Annotated in this window: 25 protein-coding genes; 7 read left to right on the top strand and 18 right to left on the bottom strand. The window is 71.8% G+C overall.

The window, feature by feature from the left end; translation table 11 throughout:
* Positions 1–203: 203 nt before the first annotated feature.
* The 9 genes from SACAZDRAFT_RS20100 to SACAZDRAFT_RS20060 all read right to left on the bottom strand — a co-directional run bounded on the left by SACAZDRAFT_RS20100 (position 204) and on the right by SACAZDRAFT_RS20060 (position 9,177).
* The gene (locus tag SACAZDRAFT_RS20100; RefSeq protein ID WP_005444705.1) at positions 204–1,328 is read right to left on the bottom strand and encodes an XdhC family protein; all 1,125 of its coding nucleotides are present in this window, start codon (positions 1,326–1,328) and stop codon (positions 204–206) included.
* Entirely contained in the window at positions 1,321–2,451 is a 1,131-nt protein-coding gene (locus tag SACAZDRAFT_RS20095; RefSeq protein WP_005444704.1) for a vWA domain-containing protein, read from the bottom strand. Before SACAZDRAFT_RS20095 ends, SACAZDRAFT_RS20100 begins: the two co-directional genes overlap by 8 nt.
* A gap of 61 nt (positions 2,452–2,512) precedes the next feature.
* Positions 2,513–3,424 (bottom strand): AAA family ATPase, encoded by a 912-nt coding sequence (locus SACAZDRAFT_RS20090; RefSeq protein WP_005444702.1) that lies wholly within the window; start codon positions 3,422–3,424, stop codon positions 2,513–2,515.
* A 53-nt stretch (positions 3,425–3,477) separates the two neighbouring features.
* The gene (locus tag SACAZDRAFT_RS20085; RefSeq protein ID WP_005444700.1) at positions 3,478–4,062 is read right to left on the bottom strand and encodes a nucleotidyltransferase family protein; all 585 of its coding nucleotides are present in this window, start codon (positions 4,060–4,062) and stop codon (positions 3,478–3,480) included.
* Complete coding sequence (locus SACAZDRAFT_RS20080; RefSeq protein WP_005444698.1) at positions 4,059–4,853, bottom strand: IclR family transcriptional regulator; 795 nt, start codon at positions 4,851–4,853, stop codon at positions 4,059–4,061. Before SACAZDRAFT_RS20080 ends, SACAZDRAFT_RS20085 begins: the two co-directional genes overlap by 4 nt.
* A 119-nt stretch (positions 4,854–4,972) precedes the next feature.
* Positions 4,973–6,253 (bottom strand): lyase family protein, encoded by a 1,281-nt coding sequence (locus SACAZDRAFT_RS20075; protein WP_005444696.1) that lies wholly within the window; start codon positions 6,251–6,253, stop codon positions 4,973–4,975.
* 103 nt (positions 6,254–6,356) lie between these two features.
* Positions 6,357–7,532, bottom strand: a complete 1,176-nt coding sequence (locus SACAZDRAFT_RS20070; RefSeq protein ID WP_005444694.1) for a thiolase family protein — start codon at positions 7,530–7,532, stop codon at positions 6,357–6,359.
* Positions 7,533–7,591: 59 nt separating this feature from the next.
* Positions 7,592–8,317: a CoA-transferase subunit beta gene (locus tag SACAZDRAFT_RS20065; RefSeq protein WP_050983519.1), complete on the bottom strand. Its 726-nt coding sequence runs from the start codon at positions 8,315–8,317 to the stop codon at positions 7,592–7,594.
* A 35-nt stretch (positions 8,318–8,352) separates the two neighbouring features.
* Entirely contained in the window at positions 8,353–9,177 is an 825-nt protein-coding gene (locus SACAZDRAFT_RS20060) for a CoA transferase subunit A (RefSeq protein WP_005444692.1), read from the bottom strand.
* A gap of 188 nt (positions 9,178–9,365) precedes the next feature.
* On the opposite strand from SACAZDRAFT_RS20060, the gene SACAZDRAFT_RS20055 reads away from it, so the two are divergent.
* Positions 9,366–10,340 carry a 2-hydroxyacid dehydrogenase gene (locus SACAZDRAFT_RS20055; RefSeq protein WP_005444691.1) on the top strand — a complete coding sequence of 325 codons (975 nt, stop codon included), beginning with the start codon at positions 9,366–9,368 and terminating at the stop codon, positions 10,338–10,340.
* Positions 10,341–10,342: 2 nt separating this feature from the next.
* A complete protein-coding gene (locus tag SACAZDRAFT_RS20050) occupies positions 10,343–11,476 on the top strand; it encodes a glycerate kinase (protein ID WP_005444689.1) in 1,134 nt (377 codons plus the stop codon).
* On the opposite strand, the gene SACAZDRAFT_RS20045 is transcribed toward SACAZDRAFT_RS20050, so the two are convergent.
* The 5 genes from SACAZDRAFT_RS20045 to SACAZDRAFT_RS20025 form a co-directional block, all read right to left on the bottom strand.
* On the bottom strand, positions 11,454–12,638 hold the full coding sequence (locus tag SACAZDRAFT_RS20045; protein WP_005444688.1) for a zinc-dependent alcohol dehydrogenase: 1,185 nt from the start codon (positions 12,636–12,638) through the stop codon (positions 11,454–11,456). The two genes, SACAZDRAFT_RS20050 and SACAZDRAFT_RS20045, sit on opposite strands and share 23 nt — an antisense overlap.
* Before the next feature lie 103 nt (positions 12,639–12,741).
* Positions 12,742–13,035 carry a HesB/IscA family protein gene (locus SACAZDRAFT_RS20040; protein WP_037295437.1) on the bottom strand — a complete coding sequence of 98 codons (294 nt, stop codon included), beginning with the start codon at positions 13,033–13,035 and terminating at the stop codon, positions 12,742–12,744.
* A gap of 109 nt (positions 13,036–13,144) precedes the next feature.
* The gene (locus tag SACAZDRAFT_RS20035) at positions 13,145–13,369 is read right to left on the bottom strand and encodes a hypothetical protein (RefSeq protein WP_005444685.1); all 225 of its coding nucleotides are present in this window, start codon (positions 13,367–13,369) and stop codon (positions 13,145–13,147) included.
* Positions 13,370–13,378: 9 nt separating this feature from the next.
* Positions 13,379–13,864 carry a hypothetical protein gene (locus SACAZDRAFT_RS20030; RefSeq protein ID WP_005444683.1) on the bottom strand — a complete coding sequence of 162 codons (486 nt, stop codon included), beginning with the start codon at positions 13,862–13,864 and terminating at the stop codon, positions 13,379–13,381.
* Complete coding sequence (locus SACAZDRAFT_RS20025; RefSeq protein ID WP_005444680.1) at positions 13,861–14,346, bottom strand: hypothetical protein; 486 nt, start codon at positions 14,344–14,346, stop codon at positions 13,861–13,863. Before SACAZDRAFT_RS20025 ends, SACAZDRAFT_RS20030 begins: the two co-directional genes overlap by 4 nt.
* Positions 14,347–14,615: 269 nt before the next feature.
* Between SACAZDRAFT_RS20025 and SACAZDRAFT_RS20020 the strand changes: the two genes are divergently transcribed.
* From SACAZDRAFT_RS20020 to shbA, 4 genes are all read left to right on the top strand, one after another.
* Positions 14,616–15,038, top strand: coding sequence for an STAS domain-containing protein (locus SACAZDRAFT_RS20020; RefSeq protein ID WP_005444677.1), 423 nt, complete (start codon positions 14,616–14,618; stop codon positions 15,036–15,038).
* Between the two features lie 49 nt (positions 15,039–15,087).
* The gene (locus SACAZDRAFT_RS20015; RefSeq protein WP_005444676.1) at positions 15,088–15,432 is read left to right on the top strand and encodes a YidH family protein; all 345 of its coding nucleotides are present in this window, start codon (positions 15,088–15,090) and stop codon (positions 15,430–15,432) included.
* A complete protein-coding gene (locus SACAZDRAFT_RS20010) occupies positions 15,429–15,737 on the top strand; it encodes a DUF202 domain-containing protein (protein ID WP_005444674.1) in 309 nt (102 codons plus the stop codon). The genes SACAZDRAFT_RS20015 and SACAZDRAFT_RS20010 overlap by 4 nt, the downstream gene beginning before the upstream one ends.
* Before the next feature lie 292 nt (positions 15,738–16,029).
* Positions 16,030–16,626, top strand: a complete 597-nt coding sequence (gene shbA / locus SACAZDRAFT_RS20005) for an RNA polymerase sigma factor ShbA (RefSeq protein WP_005444672.1) — start codon at positions 16,030–16,032, stop codon at positions 16,624–16,626.
* 11 nt (positions 16,627–16,637) lie between these two features.
* Here shbA and SACAZDRAFT_RS20000 read toward each other — a convergent pair whose 3' ends face one another.
* The 3 genes from SACAZDRAFT_RS20000 to SACAZDRAFT_RS19990 form a co-directional block, all read right to left on the bottom strand.
* Positions 16,638–17,621, bottom strand: a complete 984-nt coding sequence (locus SACAZDRAFT_RS20000) for a TIGR03557 family F420-dependent LLM class oxidoreductase (protein ID WP_005444656.1) — start codon at positions 17,619–17,621, stop codon at positions 16,638–16,640.
* Between the two features lie 44 nt (positions 17,622–17,665).
* Positions 17,666–17,962: a WhiB family transcriptional regulator gene (locus SACAZDRAFT_RS19995; protein WP_005444655.1), complete on the bottom strand. Its 297-nt coding sequence runs from the start codon at positions 17,960–17,962 to the stop codon at positions 17,666–17,668.
* Between the two features lie 75 nt (positions 17,963–18,037).
* Positions 18,038–18,220, bottom strand: coding sequence for a hypothetical protein (locus SACAZDRAFT_RS19990; RefSeq protein ID WP_005444642.1), 183 nt, complete (start codon positions 18,218–18,220; stop codon positions 18,038–18,040).
* Positions 18,221–18,368: 148 nt separating this feature from the next.
* Between SACAZDRAFT_RS19990 and SACAZDRAFT_RS19985 the strand changes: the two genes are divergently transcribed.
* A complete protein-coding gene (locus SACAZDRAFT_RS19985; RefSeq protein ID WP_005444640.1) occupies positions 18,369–19,544 on the top strand; it encodes a saccharopine dehydrogenase family protein in 1,176 nt (391 codons plus the stop codon).
* A 9-nt stretch (positions 19,545–19,553) separates the two neighbouring features.
* Here the strand turns inward: SACAZDRAFT_RS19985 and hemW are convergent, their stop codons facing one another.
* Complete coding sequence (gene hemW, locus SACAZDRAFT_RS19980; RefSeq protein WP_005444638.1) at positions 19,554–20,753, bottom strand: radical SAM family heme chaperone HemW; 1,200 nt, start codon at positions 20,751–20,753, stop codon at positions 19,554–19,556.
* Positions 20,754–20,939: the final 186 nt, after the last annotated feature.

The raw sequence follows: 20,939 nt of genomic DNA, 5'->3' as shown, positions 1-20,939 counted from the left end.
GGGTGGAACGGCCTCAGCCGATCACCGCGTGATCGGCCTCACACGCAACCCTGCTACGTCCGCGCGGCGACGACAACCCCTGCCGCTACGGGAGCGTGCGGTGATCCCTCTTTTGAGAGGTGACATTGCAGTGCAGCGCCAAAACGAACGTTTTGCATCACCCCTTCGGGCGATACTGTCGCGGTCGCCGACGGATCCGTTCGTCAGCGGTGCGATTCGGCGTGGATCCGGCCGTCGATGTCGGACAGCCGACGTCCGCCGCCGCCCCACTTGAGCGCGATGATCTCCGCCGCGATCGACACGGCGGTCTCCTCCGGGGTACGCGCGCCCAGGTCGAGGCCGATCGGCGAGGCCAGCCGCTTCAACTCCGCGTCGGTCATGCCCGCCTCCCGCAGGCGACGCATCCGGTCGTCGTGCGTGCGGCGCGAGCCCATGGCGCCGACATAGGCGACGTCGATCCGCAACGCCACCTGCAGCACCGGAACGTCGAACTTCGGGTCGTGGGTGAGCACCGTGATGACGGTCCGCCGGTCGATGCGGCCCGCCTCGACCTCCGCCGTCAGGTAGCGGTGCGGCCAGTCGACCACGACCTCGTCCGCATCGGGGAACCGGCTCTTCGTCGCGAACACCGGGCGGGCGTCGCACACCGTGACCTCGTAGCCGAGGTAGGAGCCCATCCTCGCCATGGCGGCGGCGAAGTCGATGGCACCGAACACGAGCATCCGGGGCGGCGGCTCGAACGCGTTCACGAACACCGCCATGCCCTCCCCGCGCCGCTGCCCCTCGGGCCCGTAGTGCAACGTCCCCGACCGGCCCGTGGCGAGCAGCCCGCGCGCGTCGTCCACGACGGCGTCGTCGATGCGCTGCGAACCGAAGCTCCCGCCCACCCGGTCCTGCCACACCAGCATCCGCCTGCCGAGCAGCGCCGGATCGTCGTGCTCCACGATCGTCGCGACGGCCACCGGCGTTCCCTCGCGGACCGAGGCGACCAGGTCGGGCAGCTCGGGCATCGACTCGCGGTCGATGCGCTCGACGAAGATGTCGATGATTCCGCCGCAGGTCAGGCCCACCGCGAACGCGTCGTCGTCGCTCACGCCGTAGCGCTGCAGCACCGGCGTGCGGGTCTGCACGACCTGCTGCGCCAGCTCGTACACCGCGCCCTCGACGCAGCCGCCGGACACGCTGCCGACCACGTCCCCCTCGGATCCCACCAGCATCGCCGCGCCGGCCGCGCGAGGCGCCGACGAGAAGGTGGCGACCACGGTCCCGACTCCCACGGTCTCCCCCGCCTGCCACCGGCGGTGGAGCTCGTCCAGCACGTCATGCATGTGCGATCTCCCTCAGCAGTCGTTCCAGCGTGGCCAAGCTGTGTCCCGCGAGCAAACCGTCCACGTGCGGCAGTACCGCGGCGATCCCGGACTGGACGGGTTCGTAGCCCTCGTGCCCGGCGTGCGGGTTGACCCACAGCACCCGGTGCGCCAGGCGACGCAGGCGGGCCGCCTGGTCGCCCAGCAGTCGGGTGTCGCCGCGCTCCCAGCCGTCCGAGAAGACGACGACGGTGGCGCGCCGGGCCATGCCGCGTTGTCCCCAGCGGTCGAGGAACACGCGCAACGTCTCCCCCAGCCGCGTGCCTCCCGCGAAGTCGGCCACCGCGCCAGCCGCGTCGAGCATCGCCCGCTCCGGGTCGCGCTGCCGCAGTTGCCGCGACACCCGGGTGAGCCGCGTGCCCAGCGTGAAGACCTCCACGTCGGACGGGGTCGCGCGCACGACCACGTGGGCGAAGCGCAGCAGTGCGTCCGCGTAGGGCTTCATCGAGCCCGACACGTCCACGAGCAGCACCGTCCGGCGAGGGCGGGTGCGCCGCCGGGCGCGCACGAGCCGCAGCGGTTCACCACCGTCGGCGAGCATCGCGCGCAACGTGCGCCTCGCGTCGAGCGAGCCCCGGCGCGAGGTTTCGTACCGCAACGACGGGCGCCGCGCGGGCACGGGGCTCAACGTGTCGAGCAGCTCCCGCAGGTGGCGCCGTTCCTCCTTCGTCAGCTCGGCCAGGTCGCGGTGCCGCAGGATCTCGGCGTCGCTGGCCGCCACACTCACCTGCTCGTCCTGGCCCTCGCTCGTCCCGGCGTCCGACGGCCCGGTCAGCAGCGCCGCGATCCGAGGCGGAGTGGGCACGGGCAGGACGTTGCGCTGCCGCACGGGTGGCTCGTCGCGGAACCACGCGGCGAACGCCTCGTCGTAGCGGGGGAGGTCGTCGGGTTCGGCACACAGCGCGAGCCGGCCCGCCCAGTAGAGCTGCCGAGGCTCGGCGACGTCGACGTGGGCCACCGCGTCGAGGTAGGCCTGCACCCGGTGCGCGTCGCACCGCAACCCGGCTTCCCTCAGCGCGGCCGCGAACCCGACCAGGCCGGGAAGCGGGTCCGACGGGGAATCGAGCGGAGCCCGCGTGGTCATGTCCCCATTGTGCTCTCGATCGGGCGAGGGAGGGCCCTGCTGCGCGCTCACCCGCCGCGCCTCAACTCAGCAGCGAGTCGAGCGTGGCGCGGACGCGGTCGAGGTCCTCGCTGTACTTGAGCACCGCGCCGAGCGTGGTGGCGGCCGAAGCGGCGTCCAGTTCGGTCCTGCCCAACGCGGTCAGCGCCTGTGCCCAGTCGATCGCCTCGGCCACGCCGGGTGGCTTGAGCAGTTCGAGTTCGCGCAGTCGGCGCACCGCCGAGGCGATCTGGTGGGAGAGCCGCTCGCCGAGGCCCGGCACCCGGCGGCGCAGGATGGCGATCTCGCGTTCGAGCCCCGGATGCTCGACCCAGTGGTAGAGGCACCGGCGCTTCAGCGCGTCGTGGACCTCGCGGGTGCGGTTGGACGTGAGCACGACGAGCGGCGGATTCTCGGCCCGCACCTCCCCGTACTCGGGGATCGTGACGGCGTTCTCGTCGAGCAGTTGCAGCAGGAACGCCTCGAACTCGTCGTCGGCGCGGTCGATCTCGTCGACGAGCAGCACGCAGGGGGCCGACGTCAGCGCGCGCAACAGCGGCCGGGCCAGCAGGAACCGTTCGGTGTAGAGGGACTGCTCGGCGGTGTCCACGTCGAGTCGGCCGCCCTCGGCCGCCTCCAGCGCGCGCAGGTGAAGCAGCTGGCGCGGGAAGTCCCACTCGTACAGCGCCTGCCCGGCGTCGATGCCCTCGTGGCACTGCAACCGGATCAAGGGCAGATCCAGCCCCTCCGCCAGCGCGATCGCGAGCGAGGTCTTCCCCGTGCCCGGCTCGCCCTCGCAGAACAGTGGCCGCTGCATCCGCAACGCCAGGAACGCTGCCGTGGCCACGCCCGGGTCGGCGAGGTACCCGACGCGGTCCAGGATCTTCGCGAGGTCGTCAGGGTCGGCGGGCGACGGGCCGCCCGCGCCGGGTGCTGCGCTGCTGTCGGCTGTCACACGGCCGAGCCTACTGAAGCGATGCGCGCGCGGCTCCATGCCGTCACGCGCCGTCAGGATCGGCGGTCGCCCGGCAGGTCGGCCGGCGAATCGACGTCGGTGCCTTCGGACAGGTCTCCACACTCGACGAACCGGAGGTCGTCGCGCCCCCGCAACCATTCGCGCGCCCCCTGGTCGCCCCGCGTGACGTCGGCGATGTCGGCCCACCACCGCCGGCCGAGCACCACCGGGTGCCCGGGTTCGCCGCCGTACGCGGCACGCGCCACGGCCTCCGGGGACGCCGACTCCCGCAGACGCGCCACGACGTCCGCACCCACGCCCGGCAGGTCCACCAGGTGCACCAACACGGCGTCCGGCACCGGGCCGAGGTGCGCGAGCGTGCGCAGGCCCTCCCGCAGCGAGGCGCTCATGCCCTCCTCCCAGTCCGGCACGTACACCGTCGTGACCCGGCCGGGCAGCAACGTGCGCACGTCGTCGGCCCGGGCGCCCAGCACCACGACGATCGGGGCGCAGCCGCCTTCGGCCAGCACGCGCACCGCGCGCGTCACCAGCGCCTCGCCGTCGACCTCGACGAGCGCCTTCGGCCTGCCGAACCGGCGACCGGCCCCGGCGGCGAGCAACAGTCCCGCGGTCCTCATGACACGCGCGCCGGGACAGCGACGGCCAGGTCGGCCTCGATCCGTTCGGCGGTCCGGAGAAGCCGGGGCAGAAGCTCGGTCCGCGCCGCCTCGGGACTCGTGCGGCTGGCATGTGTCGAGAGGTTCACCGCGGCCACCACCCTGCCGTCCTTGTCGTGGAGCGGAGCGGCCACCGACCGCAACCCCTCCTCCAGTTCCTGATCGACGAGCGCCCAGCCCTGCTCCCGCACCCGCGCGAGCTCCGCCCGCAGCTCCGACGGGGAGGTGATCGTGTGCGGGGTCCGGCGCTCGAACGTCGCCTCGTCGAGGTAGGCGGCGAGCTCGTCCTCGTCCAGACCGGCGAGCAGGACGTGCCCCATCGACGTGGCGTGCGCCGGGAACCGGGTCCCCACGTCGATGCTCACGGTCATGATGCGCGAGACCGCCACCCTCGCGACGTACACGATGTCGGTGCCGTCGAGCACCGAGACCGACGAGGACTCGTGCACCTCGGCCGACAGGCGTTCCAGGTGTGGCTGCACGACGTCGGACAACGACAGACTCGACAGGTACGCGTACCCCAGTTCGAGCACTCGGGCGGTGAGGCGGAAGTAGCGGCCCTCCGCGCGGACGTAGCCGAGGTCGGCCAGTGTCAGCAGGAACCGGCGAGCGGCGGCCCGGGTCAGCCCGGTCTCCTTCGCCACGTCGCTGAGCGTGAGCTGCGGTGTCCCCGCCCCGAAGGCCTTGATCACGGCCAGTCCCCGTTCGAGGGACTGCACGTGGTGCGCGGCCCGTGTGCTGCCCGACTCCATGATGTGTCCAACCTATCTCGGAACTTCGTACTCGGAACCCGGCCTCGACGGCCGTCGGTGCTCGCCCGTCAGCTACGCGTGCGGCACCGCGGGCCCGGCTCGTCGCGGTCGTCGACCATTCACCTCTCCCTCCGGCTCCGGCCGTAGGCCGTCAGCGCTCTCTCCACGAACACCGACGCGCTCCCCAGATACTCAACGGGATCGAGCAACCGTTGGATGCGCTCCCTCGACAGGTGGGTCGTCACCGCCGGATCGTCGTCGAGCACCAGGCCGCCGTGGGCGTCGAGGTTCTCGCGCATGCGCACCTCGTCCACCCGCAGCCGCCGCAGGCTCTCCCGCAACCAGTGCACGGCCGAGCCGCACACGCGCCAGAGCTGGATCAGCGGCCACCACTCCGCGTGCCATGCGCCCGCCGCCCGCTGGTTCTCCTGCTCCGCCGCCGCGAGCAGATCGGCCACCAGACCGGGAGCCTGTTTCGCGCACGCCCTGGCCGACACGGCGGCGAGTGGATTGCGTGTGGGCGGCATCGTGGACGCCCCGCCGCTGCCCGGTGGGCCCTCCTCGTGCAGCTCCGCGACGTCCGTCTGGGCGAGGACGACGATCGAGGCGGCCACGGCGGACACCGCGGCGGCCAGCCCACCCAGCGCCGCGGCGAGGTCCACCACCGGCGTGCGGTCGGTGTGCCACGGCAGCACCGGCTCGGCCAGGCCGAGGCGCGCGGCCAACGACGTCACCACGTCCGGCCCGTACTCGCCGAACGACGCGAGCGTGCCCACGGCACCACCGAGCTGGACCGGGAACCGCAGTGCCCGCACCCGGTCGGCTGCCGCGTCCAGCGCGGTCAGCCATCCCGCGGCGGTGAGGCCGAACGTGACCGGCGGGGCGTGCTGCGCCAGGGTCCGGCCCACCTGCACCGAGCCGACGTGGGCTCGGGCCAGCGCGGCGAGTGCGTCCGTGCAGTGCTCGACGTCGGCCAACAGCGGTTCCCGCGCCCGCGCCGCCACCAGCATGGCCGCGGAGTCGACGACGTCCTGGCCGGTCGCTCCGCGATGCACGAACCGGGCCGCCTCCCCGCCCACGCGTTCGCTGAGCGCCCGCACCAACGGGGCGGCGGGATCGCCGGCCCCGCCCACACCGGCACGCAGCTGCGTCACGTCGAAGGCACCGTGGTCGCGGCACGCCTCCGCGATACTCCGGGCGTGCTCCCACGCGAGCAGGCCCGCGTCGGCCTGGGCGGCGGCCAACGCGGACTCGACGTCGAGCATCGCCCGCACCCACGCCTCGTCACCCACCTGGCTCGCCACCGGCCCGGCGGCCACCAGGGCATCGAACAGGGACGAGCGGGCGGGAACGGCGGGAACGCCGGGAACGCCGGGAACGCCGGAAACACTGTCGGACATCGAGAGAGACTGTCTCGCCTCACCCGTGCCGTCGCACGTCGAAGCGGCGACCGTTCACCGCCCCGGCCCCCACGAGCGGGTGGCCGGGGCGATTCGCGTCACCTCACGCTTCCAGGACCACGGCGAGCCCCTGACCGACGCCGATGCAGATGGCGGCCAGGCCCCACCCGCCGCCGCGCCTGCGCAGCGCGTGGGCCAGGGTGCCGAGGATGCGCCCACCCGAGGCGCCCAGCGGATGTCCGATCGCGATCGCTCCGCCGTGGACGTTCACGATGGCCGGGTCCAGCTCGCGCCAGTCGGCGAGGCAGGCCAGCGACTGCGCGGCGAACGCCTCGTTCAGCTCCACCGCGGCGAGGTCGCCCCACCCGATACCGGCCCGCTTCAGCGCGATCTCGGCGGCCTTCACCGGTCCGATGCCGAACACGTCCGGATCGACTCCCGCCGCGCCGCGGCCCGCGATCCGCGCCATCGGCGTCGCCCCGATCCGGTCCGCTCCGTCGGAGTCGGCGAGCAGGACCGCCGAGGCGCCGTCGGACAGCGGCGAGGCGTTGCCCGCCGTCACCGTGCCGTCCTGGCGGAACGCCGGCTTGAGCTTCGCGAGCTTCTCGGGAGACGTGTCGGGCCGGATGCCCTCGTCGCGCCGCAGGTCCGTGCCCTCGACCGGGATCACGTGGTCGTCGTAGAACCCGGCGTCCCACGCGCTCGCGGCGGCCCGGTGGCTGCGCAACGCGAACTCGTCCTGCTCGTCGCGACCGATGCCGTAGCGCTGCGCGAGCAACTCGGTGCCTTCCCCGAGCGACACGGTCCACTGCTCCGGCATCCGCGGGTTCACCATGCGCCAGCCCAGGGCGGTGGAGTGCAGTGTCGCGTTCCCGCTCGGGAAGGCCTTCTCCGGCTTCGGCACCACCCACGGCGCGCGGCTCATCGACTCCACGCCGCCCGCGACCACCACCGACGCGTCGCCCAGCGCCACGAGCCTGCTCGCCTGCATCGCGGCGTCGAGGCTGGAACCGCACAGCCGGTTCACCGTGCTGCCGGGCACGCTCGTGGGCCACCCGGCGAGCAACGTGGCCATGCGGGCGACGTTGCGGTTGTCCTCGCCCGCACCGTTCGCGTCGCCGAGGATGACCTCGTCCACCTCGGACGGGTCGAGGTCGTGGCGCTCGCCCAGCGTGCGCAGCACGTGCGCGGCGAGGTCGTCGGGCCGCACGCCCGACAGCGCGCCGCCGTAGCGCCCGAACGGCGTCCGTACGGCGTCGAGGACGAAGACGTCCGTCATGAGGTGCCTCCTGGGTTGGGGGGGTTCATGGTGCCCTTCACGGTGCCGATCACGCTGCCTCACGCCGCCTTCAGCTCGCGCAACACGGTCAGCTCGCGTTCGGTCGGCGGCTGCGTCGTCGAGAGCTCGGGCGAGACCCGCAGGTCCCAGCCGGTGGCTTCGCGCACCTGCTCGACGTCCACGCCGGGATGCACCTGGGTCAGGACGAGTTCGCGGGTCTCCGGATCGGGCCGCAGCACACCGAGGTCGGTGATCACGAGAGTCGGTCCGGCACCGCGCAGTCCCAGCTTCTCGCGGTCGCCGGGGCCTCGGCCGTGGCCGACCGAGGTGACGAAGTCGACCTCCTCCACGAACGTCCGCGTGCTCTGCCGCACGACGACGAACACCTCTCCGCACGAGCCCGCGATCTCGGGCGCTCCGCCCGCTCCGGGCAGCCGGACCTTCGGGTTCACGTAGTCGTCGCCGATCACCGTGGTGTTGATGTTTCCGTAGCGGTCGAGCTGGGCGGCACCGAGGAAGCCCACGTCGATGCGGCCGGGCTGGAGCCAGTAGTTGAAGACCTCCGGCACGCTGATCACCGCGTCGGCGGTCTCGGCGAGGATGCCGTCGCCGATGGAGGCGGGCAACCGGTCCGGCTTCGAGCCGAGCGTCCCGGACTCGTAGACGAGCACGAGGTCGGGAGCGTGGGTGCGCCGCGCGACGTTGGCGGCGGTCGAGGGCAGTCCGATGCCGACGAAGCACCGCCGATCGCCGGTCAGCGCCCTGGCCGCCGCGATCGACATCATCTCGTCGGAGGTGTAGTCCTGCTGAGTACTCACGTTCACGCCTCCGTTCCCGCTGCCGTGGTCGCCGTGAGCTCCTCGACCCAGCGCTGGAACGCCTCGCGGTCCCGGCTGATCGAGTCCCACTGACGGTAGTAGTCGTTGTCGCGCTCGTAGTAGCCCTGCGCGTACGACGGGTGGGCGCCTCGCGGCGCCTCGGCCACGTAGGTCACCGCCCAGCTCGGCAGCACGACCTGGCCGGGCACCGGTTCGAGCTCGTCGACGATCTCCTCCACCGTCACGAGGCTGCGGCGGGCGGCGAGCACGGCCTCCTTCTGCACGCCCACCAGTCCCCACATCTGGACGTTGCCGCGCCGGTCGGCACGCTGCGCATGGATGATCGAGACGTCCGGGTTGAGCGCGGGCACGGCGGCCAGCTTCTCGCCGGTGAACGGGCACGTGATGTCGGCGATCGTGCCGGTGTGCCGCGCGAGGTCGGTGCCCGCGTAGCCGCGCAGTACCGCGAACGGCAGGCCGGAGGCACCCGCGACGTAGCGGTTGGCCATCCCCGCGTGGCTGTGCTCCTCGATCTCCAGCGGCTCGGGCCAGCCCTTCTGCACGGCCTCCCGGAAGCGGTGCAGCGAACCGACTCCGGGGTTGCCGCCCCACGAGAAGATCAGCTTGCGCGCGCATCCGGCGCCGATGAGCTGGTCGTACACGATGTCCGGCGTCATCCGCACGAGCGTGAGCCCGCGGCGACCCTGCCGAATGATCTCGTGACCGGCAGCATGCGGGATGAGGTGAGTGAACCCCTCCAACGCCACCGTGTCGCCGTCCCGCACGAGCGCCGCCACGGCGTCGGACAGGGACACGATTTCCGCCACGCCTTCACCACCTTCGTCCACAGCCTGTTCGGCAAACCTCGTTGTGCGTGCCTCAGTGCGCGATCTTGTGCGCTATCCGCACAACTGTTCTCTATGTGAACATTAGCAGCATCGTCAAGAGCCACGGGCCCGGTTAGGGTGCTCCCGGGCCCTCTTTCGAACAGGCACAAAAGCGAAGGGACGACCGCGTGACACCTCGGATCGTGGTGACGAGGAAGCTCGCCGACCCCGCCATGGCGGCACTCCGGGAAGCGGGCGACCTGTGGTCGCCGGAACCCGACCGCACCCTGACGACCGACGAACTGCACGCCGCAGTCGCCGGCGCGGACGCCGTGGTCAGCACGCTGCAGGACCGCATCGACGGCGCGGTCGCCGACGCGGCCGGTCCGCAGCTGAAGGTGGTGTCCACCGTCGCCGTCGGGTACGACAACATCGACGTCCCCGCCCTGCACGAACGCGGCATCGTCGTGACCCACACCCCCGGCGTCCTCACCGACGCCACCGCGGACCTGGCCTTCGGGCTGCTCCTGTCGGTGACCCGAAGGCTCGGCGAGGGCGAACGACTGATCCGTGAGCGGCGTCCGTGGGAGTTCCACCTGGCCTTCCTGCTCGGCACTGGCCTGCAGGGCAAGACGCTGGGCATCGTGGGGCTCGGCGAGATCGGCGTCGCCATGGCCCGCCGAGCTCGCGCCTTCGGGATGGAGATCGTCTACACGGGACGCCCGGGCGGACGCCGCGCCGACCCCGCCGTCGAGCACGAACTCGACGCCCGCTTCCTCTCGCTGGAGGAGCTGCTGCGCACCTCCGACGCCGTCTCCCTGCACTGCCCGCTCACTCCGCAGACGCGGCACCTGATCGACGCCGAGGCGCTCGCGACGATGAAGCCCACGGCCTACCTGATCAACACCAGTCGCGGCCCCGTGGTCGACGAGGCGGCCCTCGCCGAGGCGCTCAGGCGAGGCGCGCTCGCGGGCGCCGGGCTCGACGTGTTCGAGAAGGAGCCGGAAGTCCATCCCGCGCTGCTGGAGCTCGACAACGTGGCGCTCGCGCCGCACCTCGGCTCGGCCACCACGGAGACCCGCACGGCGATGGCGGAGCTCGCCGCCCGCAACGCCGTCGCCGTGCTGCGAGGCGACACCCCGCCCACGCCCGTGAGGAGCTGACGATGCGGGTGGTCGTCGCGCCGGACAAGTTCAAGGGCAGCCTCACCGCGGTCGAGGCGGCCGAGGCCATGGCGGCCGGTGTCCACGACGCCCTCGCCGACGCCGCCGTGGAACGCCGTCCGGTCGCCGACGGCGGTGAGGGCACGCTCGACGTGCTGGCCGCGGCGGGTGGCCGCAGGGTCGACGTGGACGTGTCCGGACCACTGTCGGACCCCGTGCACGCCCACTACGTCGTGCTCGACGGGTGGGCCTACGTCGAGTCGGCCCGCGCGTGCGGCATCGAGCACATGGAACCGACTCCGTGGACGGCGCTGCTCGCCCACACCCACGGCGTCGGCGAACTGGTGCGGCACGCCGTCGAGCACGGCGCGCGCGGTGTGGTACTGACGGTGGGCGGCACGGCGAGCACCGACGGTGGAGCGGGCATGCTCCAGGCGCTCGGCGCCACGATCCTCGACGCGCGGGGCCACCCCGTCGAACCGGGCGGCGGAGCACTGCCCGAGGTGGCGACGGTGGACCTCACCGCGGTGCGGCACCGTCTCGCCGGGATCGAACTCCGGGTCGCCACCGACGTGACCAATCCGCTGCTCGGAGAACACGGCGCGGCGGCGGTGTTCGGCCCGCAGAAAGGGGCGGGGACCGCGGAAATCGAGCTGCTGGAGCGCGGCCTGCGCACCTGGTCCGCCGCGTTGGCGCGGGCCGGGACCCCGGACGTGGCCGACACACCCGGAGCGGGAGCGGGCGGCGGTGTCGCCGGGGCCGCCGTCGCGCTGGGCGCCGTCGTCGAGTCGGGCTTCGAACTGGTCGCCGCCGTGATGGGAGTCGACGACGCCGTCCGGGAGGCGGATCTCGTCATCACGGGCGAAGGTTCCCTCGACGCGTCGAGCCTCGCCGGGAAGGCCCCGGCCGGCGTCGCCGAGCGCGCACGCCGAGCCGGTGTTCCCGTGGCCGCCGTGGCAGGCCGCATCGCCCTGTCCCCGGACCAGCTCACCGACGCCGGCATCACGGCGTGGCGCGCCCTCGTCGACGACGTGGAATCACCGGAGGACGCGCTGCGGCGCGCACCGGATCTGGTGCGCGCCGCGACAGCGGAACTCGTGCGCGACCACGACCTCAGGGTTCGAGCAGGATCTTGATGGCGCCGTCGCGCTTCTTCTGGAACATCTCGTACGCGCCGGGCGCCTCCGACAACGGCAGCCGATGGGTCGCGAGATCCTCGACCCCGAGCGGGTCGCCGTCGCCCGTGACGAACGGCATGATGTCGTCGATCCAGGCCCGCACGTTCGCCTGTCCCATGCGGAGCTGGATCTGCTTGTCGAACAACGTCATCATCGGCATCGGATCGAGCATGCCACCGTACACACCGGACAGTGAGATCGTGCCGCCGCGCCGGACGGCGTCGATCGCGGTGTAGAGCGCGGACAGCCGGTCGACCGCGGCCTTCTCGATGACCTTGGCCGCCACCGGAGCCGGCAGCAGGGTCGCCAGCTGCTGGGCCAACCCCGTCACCGGCGCGCCGTGGGCCTCCATGCCGACGGCGTCGATCACGGAGTCGGCTCCCCGCCCGTCGGTGCGGTCGCGCACCGCCTCCCCCACGTGCTTGTACTGGCGCAGGTCGATGGTGTCGATCCCGTACTTGCGCGCGAGCTCCAACCGCTCGTCCACGAGGTCGATGGCGATCACCTTGCCGGCCCCGCGCTGCAGCGCGATCCGCGCGCACATCTGCCCGATCGGACCGAGCCCCAGCACCAGCACCGATCCACCGGTGGGGATGTTGGCGTACTCCACGGCCTGCCAGGAGGTCGGGAGCACGTCCGAGAGATAGAGGAACCGCTCGTCCGGCGGACCGTCGGGCACCTTGATCGGGCCGAAGTTCGCGAACGGCACGCGCAGCCGCTCCGCCTGCCCTCCGGGTACCTGCCCGTAGAGCTTGGTGTAGCCCAGCAGCGCCGCGCCCTTGCCGTGTTCGGTCACCTGGGTGGTCTCACACTGCGAGTACAACAGGAGGTCACAGTAGTAGCAGTGTCCACACGAGACGTTGAAGGGAACGACCACCCGGTCGCCCGGCTTGAGGTTGCCCGCCTCGCTGCCGACTTCCTCGACCACGCCCATCGGTTCGTGGCCGAGGATGTCGCCGGGTTCGAGGAACGCTCCGAGCACCTCGTACAGGTGCAGGTCGGACCCGCAGATGCCGGTCGAGGTCACCCGGATCACCGCGTCGGTGGGTTCCTCGATCCTCGGGTCGGGCACCTCGTCGACGCGGACGTCACGCTTTCCTTGCCAGGTCACGGCCTTCATGGCTAGTCTCCCTCGCCCCGCCGACCTGGCGGGTCATCGGTGGTCGCCTTGTGTCCGGTGCATCCGGACGCGACGTACCACCGATGACCAACGACCAAACGGATCAGCCGCCCTGCGGCATCACCGCGAAGTTGAGTTGCCCCTCCTCGTCCTGCTGGATGTCGAGCACCTTGTCGTCGAGGAACGTCGCCGCCTGAGGTTCCAGGAAGACCCGAGCGCCGCTCTCCGTGCCGAGCACCTGGTCCCCCTCTTCGGGGGCCGGGGTGATGGACAACGCGAGCTGCGCGCCCGCCTCCGTCTCCTCCTGCACCGCGAACCGCAGGCCCGCGGAGTCCTGACCGTCCTGCGCGGTCAGAGCGCTGATCGCCTCGGCGGCAGCGTCGGTCATGGCGAGCATGTCGGTGTTCCCTTCATTCGCGTACTGCTGCCACTCCCACCGTAGGGGCATCCGGACGGACGCGCCGCCCACGCGGCGACCTCGGCGCGGCTCGGGTCGGGCAAATACGTCAGAGTGCCGACGCGACAGTGGTGAGATCGGCCACGAGCCCGGCGTACGCGCTGTCCCGGTCGCCCGCCATGACGATCCGGGCGCGCGTCGGCCCCTCGCCGAACACCGTCTGGGTCGCGTCCCGATGGAGATCACAGCCACGGCAATCCGCCGAGGCTTCCCGCAACGCGGTCAGGGTCCGCTCCCGCGGAACGTAGTGCTGGGCGCCCTCCTGCGCGACCACCGGGGCAGGTCACTCCCGCCCGGCGGACCGGCCGGAGTCCTCGCCCAACATGCTCGCCCACAGCAGCGCGTGCCAGAGCGCGTCGAGCCGCGCGAGCGGTTCCCGGTCGGAGCTCACCAGGTGCAGCTGGATCCGCGTCGACTCGGCATCACCGTTGAGGTCGGCGAGGACGGCCCGCAGCACCGCACGCAGTGCCGGGTCCAGCTCGTCGATCGCGACGTCGTCGTCCACGGTGTCGACGAGTTCGGCGGTGAAGATCGGCGCACCGTCCACACCGTCGGCGGCACGCGTGGAGTCCTCGTCCGCACGTCGGCGCAAGGCGCCCGCGATCGATCCCACCAGGCGCGTCAGGACGGGAGTGAACAGCTCGCTGCGCGTGCCCTGGGGATCGACGACCTGCGCGAGCAGTCGGGCAAGCTGGTCGACGTCCTCGCTTCGGACCACCTCCACCATGCGCTCGGTGAGATCACGCACGTCGGCGCCGCCCGGGTTCACCGTCCGGTCTCCGGGTCCTCGGGTGTGCGGGCGTCGGCCACGGGTCCATCGGCCTGGTTCGCGTTCTGCGCGGGACCGACCCCGCGCGCGGCGCCCTCGGCCGAGCCGAGGAAGTCCTCCTCCGGCGGCACCGGCTCGGTGGCCTCGGTGACGTCGTCCACCGTCTCGTCCAGCTCGCCGTCGGGGGTCGCGGCGACGGATTCCGGTGTGCCGGCGCGGCCCGCATCCGGTGAGACGTCCGGCACTTCCTGCCGCACGCGCTCTTCCAGCGATTCGCCCTGCTGCTGCTCGAACGGAGTCGTGCCGTAACGGTCGGCCTCGCTCCAGTGCTCCGGCGGGTCCATGCCCTCCTCTAGCGGATCGACCCGCAACCGGTCCTCGTCGAGGTCCTCGGCACTGTTCAGTGCGGCCGGGTCCGTCTCGACACTGTCCGGCATCCCGCTGTCCTGCGGGGGAGTCACCGGTTCGCTGCCGTCACTCATCGGCATCCTCCCTGTGGCCCTGAGTGGCCTACTGCTGGTCGCGAGATACCCCGGTACCCACGAAAGGCGGGTTTCAAACCGTGTGCGAAGTCCGTGTGAGCAGAACAAGGAAAAGGTTGCGCGGCGCACGAACCGCTTCCTACGGTAGGAAGGGCGGCGGACATGGACAGCCGCGAACCAGGTAGGCATCGGTCCGTGCGCAGATCTTTCGCGCCGATCCCCCGAACGCCCTCCTGTGTGCCCTATCCGAACGCTACGGAGGGACAACAGTGCGTAGCAGCGACCCGAACACCCTGACCTCTCAGTCGGCGCCCGCCGGACAGCCACGGTCGCTGGACAGTCACGGCATGCGCATCGACGCCGAACTACGGTCGGGCGACGTGGTGCTCGCGCACGTCTCCGGCGAGGTCGACCTCCTGTCTGCGCCCGAGTTGCGGCAGTGGGTGGAGCAGCACGTGACCGGTTCGAGCGGCCTCGTGCTCGATCTCGACGGCATCGGTTTCCTCGGCTCGGCAGGACTGTCCGTTCTGGCGGAACTGTCCGAGCAGGCCGCGAACGACAAGCTGACGTGGGCGATCGTCGCCACCAAGCGCGTCGTCCTGCGTCCGCTGGAGGCGACCGGCCTCGTGTCGCAGATGCCGGTGTACGAGAACGTCGACGACGCCGTGAAGGCCGTCGCCGGCGCCGAGTGACCTCGCGCCGGCGCTCGGCCGTTCGGCCCCGGCACGTGACTCCGTCGCCGTGACCGAGCGCGACGACGAGACGGAACCGGATTACCGGTTCACCCTTGCCAATGAACGCACGTTCCTGGCCTGGATCCGTACCTCGCTGGGGCTCGTCGCGGGCGGCGTGGCGGTGCACCAGCTTCTGCCCGGGCTCGGCAACGAGCCCGCCCGCAGTCTCCTCGCCAACCTGTGCATCGGACTGGCCGCGCTGCTCGCGGCCCTCGCCTACCCACGCTGGTGGCGCATCCAGCGCGCGATGCGCCGGGGCGGGCGACTTCCCCGCAGTCCACTGCTGCCTGTCGTCTCGGCGGTCGTACTGGTGATCACCCTCGTCGCCGCCATCCTGGTGGTGACGGTATGACCGACGATTCGGGTCGAGGTCTGCCCGCCGAGCGAACCGGGCTGGCCTGGCAGCGCAGCGCCCTCGGCGCGGGCGTGGTGTCGTTGTTGCTGCTCTACCACACCGCGCACACGGGCTGGAGCGCACTCACGGCGGCCGCCGCGTGCACCGCTGTCGCCGCCGCCCTGCTCACGGTCGTCGGGACGAAGCGCGATCGGGAGTTCCGCCGCGGCACTCCCCGGGAGGCACCGAGGTCCGCACTCCTCGCCGTGGCCGTTCTGGTGAGCCTCTCGTGCCTGCTCGCGCTCGTGGCGTCTCTCCGGTGACCCGGTAGGACCCCGGTCGGAGGTTGACTCGGCGCGCACCCTGGCTCTCGGGGAAGCCGACCGCCTAGCATGACGACACGGCCGCACCCGGCCCCACTCCCCGCGCCGGGACTGTCGCGACCGGACACACACCGCACGCCCACGCGCCGCTGCCGGACCGACGGCGCCCGTCATCCGCGTGGAGCCGACAGTGCCGTCAGTGCCATCAGTGCCATCAGTATCCTCAATACCGCCGACACACCCCGTCACTCCCACGGTGCCGTCGGTGTCCCCGGTTCCCTCAGCGCCCCCTGTGGACAGTGCGTTCCTCACCACGGCACAGATCGATCCGGTGGTGCACGATGCCGCCCACGGCGACGCCGCGGCCGTCCGTGCCCTGACCCGCCTCATCGCGCCTGCGATCCGCAAGTATTGCCGTTCCCGGCTGGGCAGGCGCGATCTGGGCTACGTCTGCGCGGACGACGTGGCTCAGGACATCTGCGTCGCCGTTCTGCAGGCACTGCCGCACTATCGCGATCGCGGCGGTTCGTTCCTGTTCGTCGTCCGCGCGATCGCCTCGAACAAAGTGGCCGACGCGTTCCGTCGGGCCGCCCGCGAGCGGAGCCACCCCACGCCCGATCCTCCCGACGTGCCCGTCGACGATCGCGACGATCCGGAACGGCGGTTGGTCAACGCCGATCTCGGCCACGAGCTGGGCCGTCTGCTCCGCCAGTTGCCGCGGCGGCAGCGCGACATCCTCGTGCTCCGCGTCGTCGTCGGGCTGTCGGCGAGCGAGACCGCTCGGGCTCTCGGGCTCTCGCCGGGCAACGTGCGCACGTCCCAGCATCGTGCCCTGGCCCGGTTGCGTTCACTGGCCACCGCGTCGCCGGACTCACTGCAGCCGCCGTGACCGGCGGGCGATCAGCGCGAGGCCGCCTCGCGGAGCGCGGGCAACAACTCCCGCTCGGCGGCGTCGAGGAACACCTCCTGGTGCTCGCCGCCGATCTGCACCAACGCGAGGTCGGTGAATCCCGCGTCGAAGAACGCGCGGGCCGACTCGACGACCCGATCGACATCCGCTCCGCACGGGATGGACGCCGCCACATCGTCCGGAGTCACGAACTGGGTGGCGGCGGCGAACGCCTGCGTCCCCGGCAGTTCGGCGTTGACCTTCCAGCCGCCCGCGAACCAGCGGAACTGGTCGTGCGCGCGAGCGACGGCCGCGTCGCGATCGGTGTCCCAGCACACCGGCAACTGGCCGATCTTGCGGGAAGGCTCCGCGTTGCTCGTCGTGCGGACCTCGTCCCACAGGGAACACAGCCACGACTCCGGCTGCACCGCCACCAGCGCGTCGGCCAACGGCGCGAACCGTCGCACCGACGCCTCTCCCGACACCGCGACACCGACGGGCGGGCGGACCTCGGGAAGACTCCAGATCTTCGCGGAGTCGACCCGGTAATGGTCTCCCACGAAGTTGGTGTAGCCGCCGTCGAACAAGTCGTTGATGATCTGCAACGCCTCGCCGAGCATGGCGTGGCGAACGTTCACGGGCGGCCAGCCGGTGCCCACCACGTGTTCGTTGAGGTTCTCTCCCGCACCGAGTCCGAGCAGGAACCGGTTGTCGGACAGCAGTTGGATCGTCGCCGCCTTCTGCGCCACCACCGCGGGGTGGTAGCGCATGATCGGGCAGGTCACGTACGTCATGAGCTCCACGCGCTCGGTGGCGTGCGCGACCGCACCCAGCACGCTCCAGGCGTACGGCGCGTGCCCCTGCGAGTCGAGCCATGGCGAGTAGTGGTCGCTCATGACCTCGAAGTCGAAACCGGCCTGCTCGGCACGGACCGCGTGCCCGACGAGAGCACGCGGTCCGGACTGCTCGGTGAGCAATGTGTACCCCAGCCGCACCTGAACTCCTTTTCCGATGGCGGACGACGAGCGAGGTGCGCGGGTCAGGCCGTCGGCTGGAGCTTCTTGCGCCGGGCGATCGCCTCACGCCGTTCCGTCTCGTCGAGTCCGCCCCAGACTCCGAACGGCTCCTGCACCGTCAGGGCGTGGTGCCTGCACTGCACGATCACAGGGCAGGTACGGCAGATCTCCTTGGCCCGCGCCACGCGGTCGGCGCGCGCGAAGCCCCGTTCTCCGTCAGGATGGAAGAACACGGAGCTGTCGAGATTCCGGCAATTGCCGTGTCGCTGCCACTCCCAGACCTCGGCGACAGGAGTGGGCAGGCGAGACGTGTCGGCCATCGGTGGTGTCACCTCCGTGCTCGTGCGAACCGCGTCAGTGGGGGCCGTTTACCCCGGTTGCGAGAAGCTCACACCTCAGGTACCCGGACGGAATTCGTCGTCTTCGTCGTGTGGGACCGGAGTGGCCTGGTCGGCGGCGTCGGCGGGGTCGGCCTCCATCGGCACGGACGGCTCGACCGGGTGGTCGGCCGAGTCGGTGACGGGAAGCTGCTGGTCGGTGACGTCCGCCTCGGGTGCCAGGTCGTGGTTCTCGGTCATGATCGAGCAATTACCCCGGCGCGACGCTTTTCAATCTGTGCCGGCACGGAAAAGGCCCGTCCGACCGGCTTGACTCTCGTCACCTCCGGCGCCCGTGGCCCCTACGACGTGTTACGCATAGAACACGTCGACGCTACGGAGGGACACCATGGGCGAGCGGGACCACGACCTCGTTCTCTTCGGAGGCACCGGATTCACCGGCGGACTCACGGCGGAGTATCTGGCGCGCCACGCCCCTCGCGGCAGCCGGTGGGCGCTGGCGGGACGCAACCGCGCGAAGCTCGCCGCCCTACGCGACCGCCTGGCCCGCATCAACGAGGACTGCGCCGACCTCCCGCTGCTCGAAGCCGACGTCACCGACGCCGAGTCGCTGCGCCGCCTGGCGGAGAACACCCGAGTGGTGATCACCACGGTGGGCCCCTACCTGCAGTACGGCGAGCCGCTCGTGGCGGCGTGCGCCCGCAGCGGCACCGACTACGTCGACCTCACCGGCGAACCGGAGTTCGTCGACCGCATGTACCTCGCCCACCACGAGACCGCCCGTGAGTCCGGGGCTCGCCTGGTCCACGCCTGTGGCTTCGACTCCGTCCCGTACGACCTCGGCGTGTACTTCACCGTGCAGCACCTCCCGAGGTCCGTCCCGCTCACCGTGGAGGGGCAGGTGCGCGCGCACGCGGAGTTCTCCGGCGGGACCTACGCCTCCGCGCTCACCGCGTTCTCCCGCCCCACGCAGATGGCGCAGGTCGCACGCCGCCGACGCGAGGTGGAGAAGCGCCCCGCCGACCGCCGGATCCGCGTCTCGAAGGGCCTGCTCTACCGCGACCGCGAGGTGGGTCGGTGGATGGTGCCGTTGCCCACGATCGACCCGCAGATCGTCGGTCGTTCCGCCGCCGCGCTCGACCGGTACGGCCCGGCCTTCACCTACCGGCACTACGCCGCCGTGAAGCGAGGCCCGGTGGTCGTCGCCGGCGCGCTCGGCCTCGCCGCCCTCGGCCTGCTCGCCCAGCTCCCCTTCGCGCGCAAAGCCCTCGCCAACCTGCGCAAACCGGGCGAAGGGCCGAGCGAGCAGCGGCGCCTGCAGTCCTGGTTCTCCGTCCGCTTCGTCGGTGAGGGCGGCGGCGAGCGGGTCGTCACCGAGTTCGCCGGAGGCGACCCCGGCTACGACGAGACGGCGAAGATGCTCGCCGAGTCGGCCCTGTGCCTGGCGTTCGACGAGTTGCCCGACACGTCCGGTCAGGTCACCACGGCGGTGGCCATGGGCGACGCGCTCCTCAACCGCCTGTCGCGCGCGGGCTTGCAGATCCGCGTCGTGCAGCGGTCGTAGTGTCGCCGGTCACGACGTCACGAGTCGGCGGACGACGGCGTCGGCCAGCAGCCGTCCCCGGTCGGTGAGCACCGCCCGGCCGTCGGCCAGCGCACCGCGTTCGAGCAGCCCGTCGGCCACGGCGCGGTGGGCCTCCTCCACTCCCCCGGCGTCGAGCGCGTCCAGCGGCAACCCCTCGGCAAGCCGCAGTTCGAGCATCACGCGTTCGAGGTGAACGTCGTCCTCGCTGAGCCGCTCGTGCCCCGCCACCGGAAGGGCGCCGTCGGCCAGCACCGACGAGTACCGCGCGGGATGCTTCACGTTCCACCAGCGCACACCGCCCACGTGGCTGTGTGCACCGGGGCCCGCGCCCCACCAGTCGCCACCGAGCCAGTAGCCGAGGTTGTGCCGGCACCGGGCCTGCGTCGAGGCCGCCCAGTTCGACACCTCGTACCACCGCAGCCCCGCCGCCGACAGCATCGAATCGATCACCTCGTAGCGCTCGGCGAGAACGTCGTCGTCGGGGGCCGGGATCTCCCCTCGCCGCACCCGGCGCGCCAGCGCCGTGCCTTCCTCGACGATCAGCGCGTACGCCGACACGTGATCGACACCCGCGTCGAGCACCGCGTCCACCGACGCCCGGAGGTCCTCGGTCCGCTCTCCGGGTGTGCCGTAGATGAGGTCGAGGTTGACGTGCTCGAAGCCCGCCGCGCGCGCCTCGGCGGCCGCGCGCACCGGACGGCCGGGGGTGTGCACCCGGTCGAGCACCGTGAGGACGTGCCGCGCCGCCGACTGCATGCCGAGCGACACCCGGGTGTAGCCGGCCTCACGCAGCCCCGCGAAGAACTCCGGAGACGTGGACTCGGGGTTCGACTCCGTGGTCACCTCGGCGTCGGAGGCGAGGCCGAACGACGCGCGGACCGCGTCCAGCACGTGCCCCAACCCGTCCGAGCCGAGCAGGGACGGGGTTCCACCGCCCACGAACACCGTGTCCGCGGCAGGCGGAGCGCCCAGCAACTGTGCCGCGAGGTCGAGTTCCCTGCGCAGGCCGTCGAGCCACGACTCCGGCGAGGCGGCAGTGCCGAGTTCCCCCGCCGTGTAGGTGTTGAAGTCGCAGTACCCGCAGCGCGTCGCACAGAACGGGACGTGCACGTACACGCCGAACGGACGGCTGCCCACCCCCCGCACGGCGGCGGGGGGAAGCTCGAACGAAACGGTCGACTCACCCACGCGGACCAGTGTCGCACCCGGCGCATCGACCGAGGTCGGCGGCGTCGAGACCCGTCCGTGAACCCACTGTCGAGCACACCGCGGCCAGCTCGTCGGAGGCCGCTTCCCACGATGCGAACCGTCCTGGACGCACCTCGGACCGCGTGCGACGGTGACCTCGTGACTTCAGCAGGAGTGTTTCTCGTG

It is taken from the genome of Saccharomonospora azurea NA-128, from assembly GCF_000231055.2.
Classification (GTDB): domain Bacteria; phylum Actinomycetota; class Actinomycetes; order Mycobacteriales; family Pseudonocardiaceae; genus Saccharomonospora; species Saccharomonospora azurea.
This window is presented reverse-complemented; position numbering and strand designations above follow the sequence as displayed.

What these genes read in the sequence shown, in the direction of transcription:
- SACAZDRAFT_RS20075 (WP_005444696.1), bottom strand. Translation starts at nt 6,253, where the DNA reads ATGTCCGACAGTGTTTCCGGCGTTCCCGGCGTTCCCGGCGTTCCCGCC.
- SACAZDRAFT_RS19990 (WP_005444642.1), bottom strand. Translation starts at nt 18,220, where the DNA reads ATGACCGAGAACCACGACCTGGCACCCGAGGCGGACGTCACCGACCAG.
- SACAZDRAFT_RS20095 (WP_005444704.1), bottom strand. Translation starts at nt 2,451, where the DNA reads ATGACCACGCGGGCTCCGCTCGATTCCCCGTCGGACCCGCTTCCCGGC.
- SACAZDRAFT_RS20070 (WP_005444694.1), bottom strand. Translation starts at nt 7,532, where the DNA reads ATGACGGACGTCTTCGTCCTCGACGCCGTACGGACGCCGTTCGGGCGC.
- SACAZDRAFT_RS20085 (WP_005444700.1), bottom strand. Translation starts at nt 4,062, where the DNA reads ATGAGGACCGCGGGACTGTTGCTCGCCGCCGGGGCCGGTCGCCGGTTC.
- SACAZDRAFT_RS20010 (WP_005444674.1), top strand. Translation starts at nt 15,429, where the DNA reads ATGACCGACGATTCGGGTCGAGGTCTGCCCGCCGAGCGAACCGGGCTG.
- SACAZDRAFT_RS20045 (WP_005444688.1), bottom strand. Translation starts at nt 12,638, where the DNA reads ATGAAGGCCGTGACCTGGCAAGGAAAGCGTGACGTCCGCGTCGACGAG.
- SACAZDRAFT_RS20100 (WP_005444705.1), bottom strand. Translation starts at nt 1,328, where the DNA reads ATGCATGACGTGCTGGACGAGCTCCACCGCCGGTGGCAGGCGGGGGAG.
- SACAZDRAFT_RS20080 (WP_005444698.1), bottom strand. Translation starts at nt 4,853, where the DNA reads ATGGAGTCGGGCAGCACACGGGCCGCGCACCACGTGCAGTCCCTCGAA.
- SACAZDRAFT_RS20025 (WP_005444680.1), bottom strand. Translation starts at nt 14,346, where the DNA reads ATGAGTGACGGCAGCGAACCGGTGACTCCCCCGCAGGACAGCGGGATG.
- SACAZDRAFT_RS19995 (WP_005444655.1), bottom strand. Translation starts at nt 17,962, where the DNA reads ATGGCCGACACGTCTCGCCTGCCCACTCCTGTCGCCGAGGTCTGGGAG.
- SACAZDRAFT_RS19985 (WP_005444640.1), top strand. Translation starts at nt 18,369, where the DNA reads ATGGGCGAGCGGGACCACGACCTCGTTCTCTTCGGAGGCACCGGATTC.
- SACAZDRAFT_RS20040 (WP_037295437.1), bottom strand. Translation starts at nt 13,035, where the DNA reads ATGCTCGCCATGACCGACGCTGCCGCCGAGGCGATCAGCGCTCTGACC.
- SACAZDRAFT_RS20065 (WP_050983519.1), bottom strand. Translation starts at nt 8,317, where the DNA reads ATGATGTCGATCGCGGCGGCCAGGGCGCTGACCGGCGATCGGCGGTGC.
- SACAZDRAFT_RS20050 (WP_005444689.1), top strand. Translation starts at nt 10,343, where the DNA reads ATGCGGGTGGTCGTCGCGCCGGACAAGTTCAAGGGCAGCCTCACCGCG.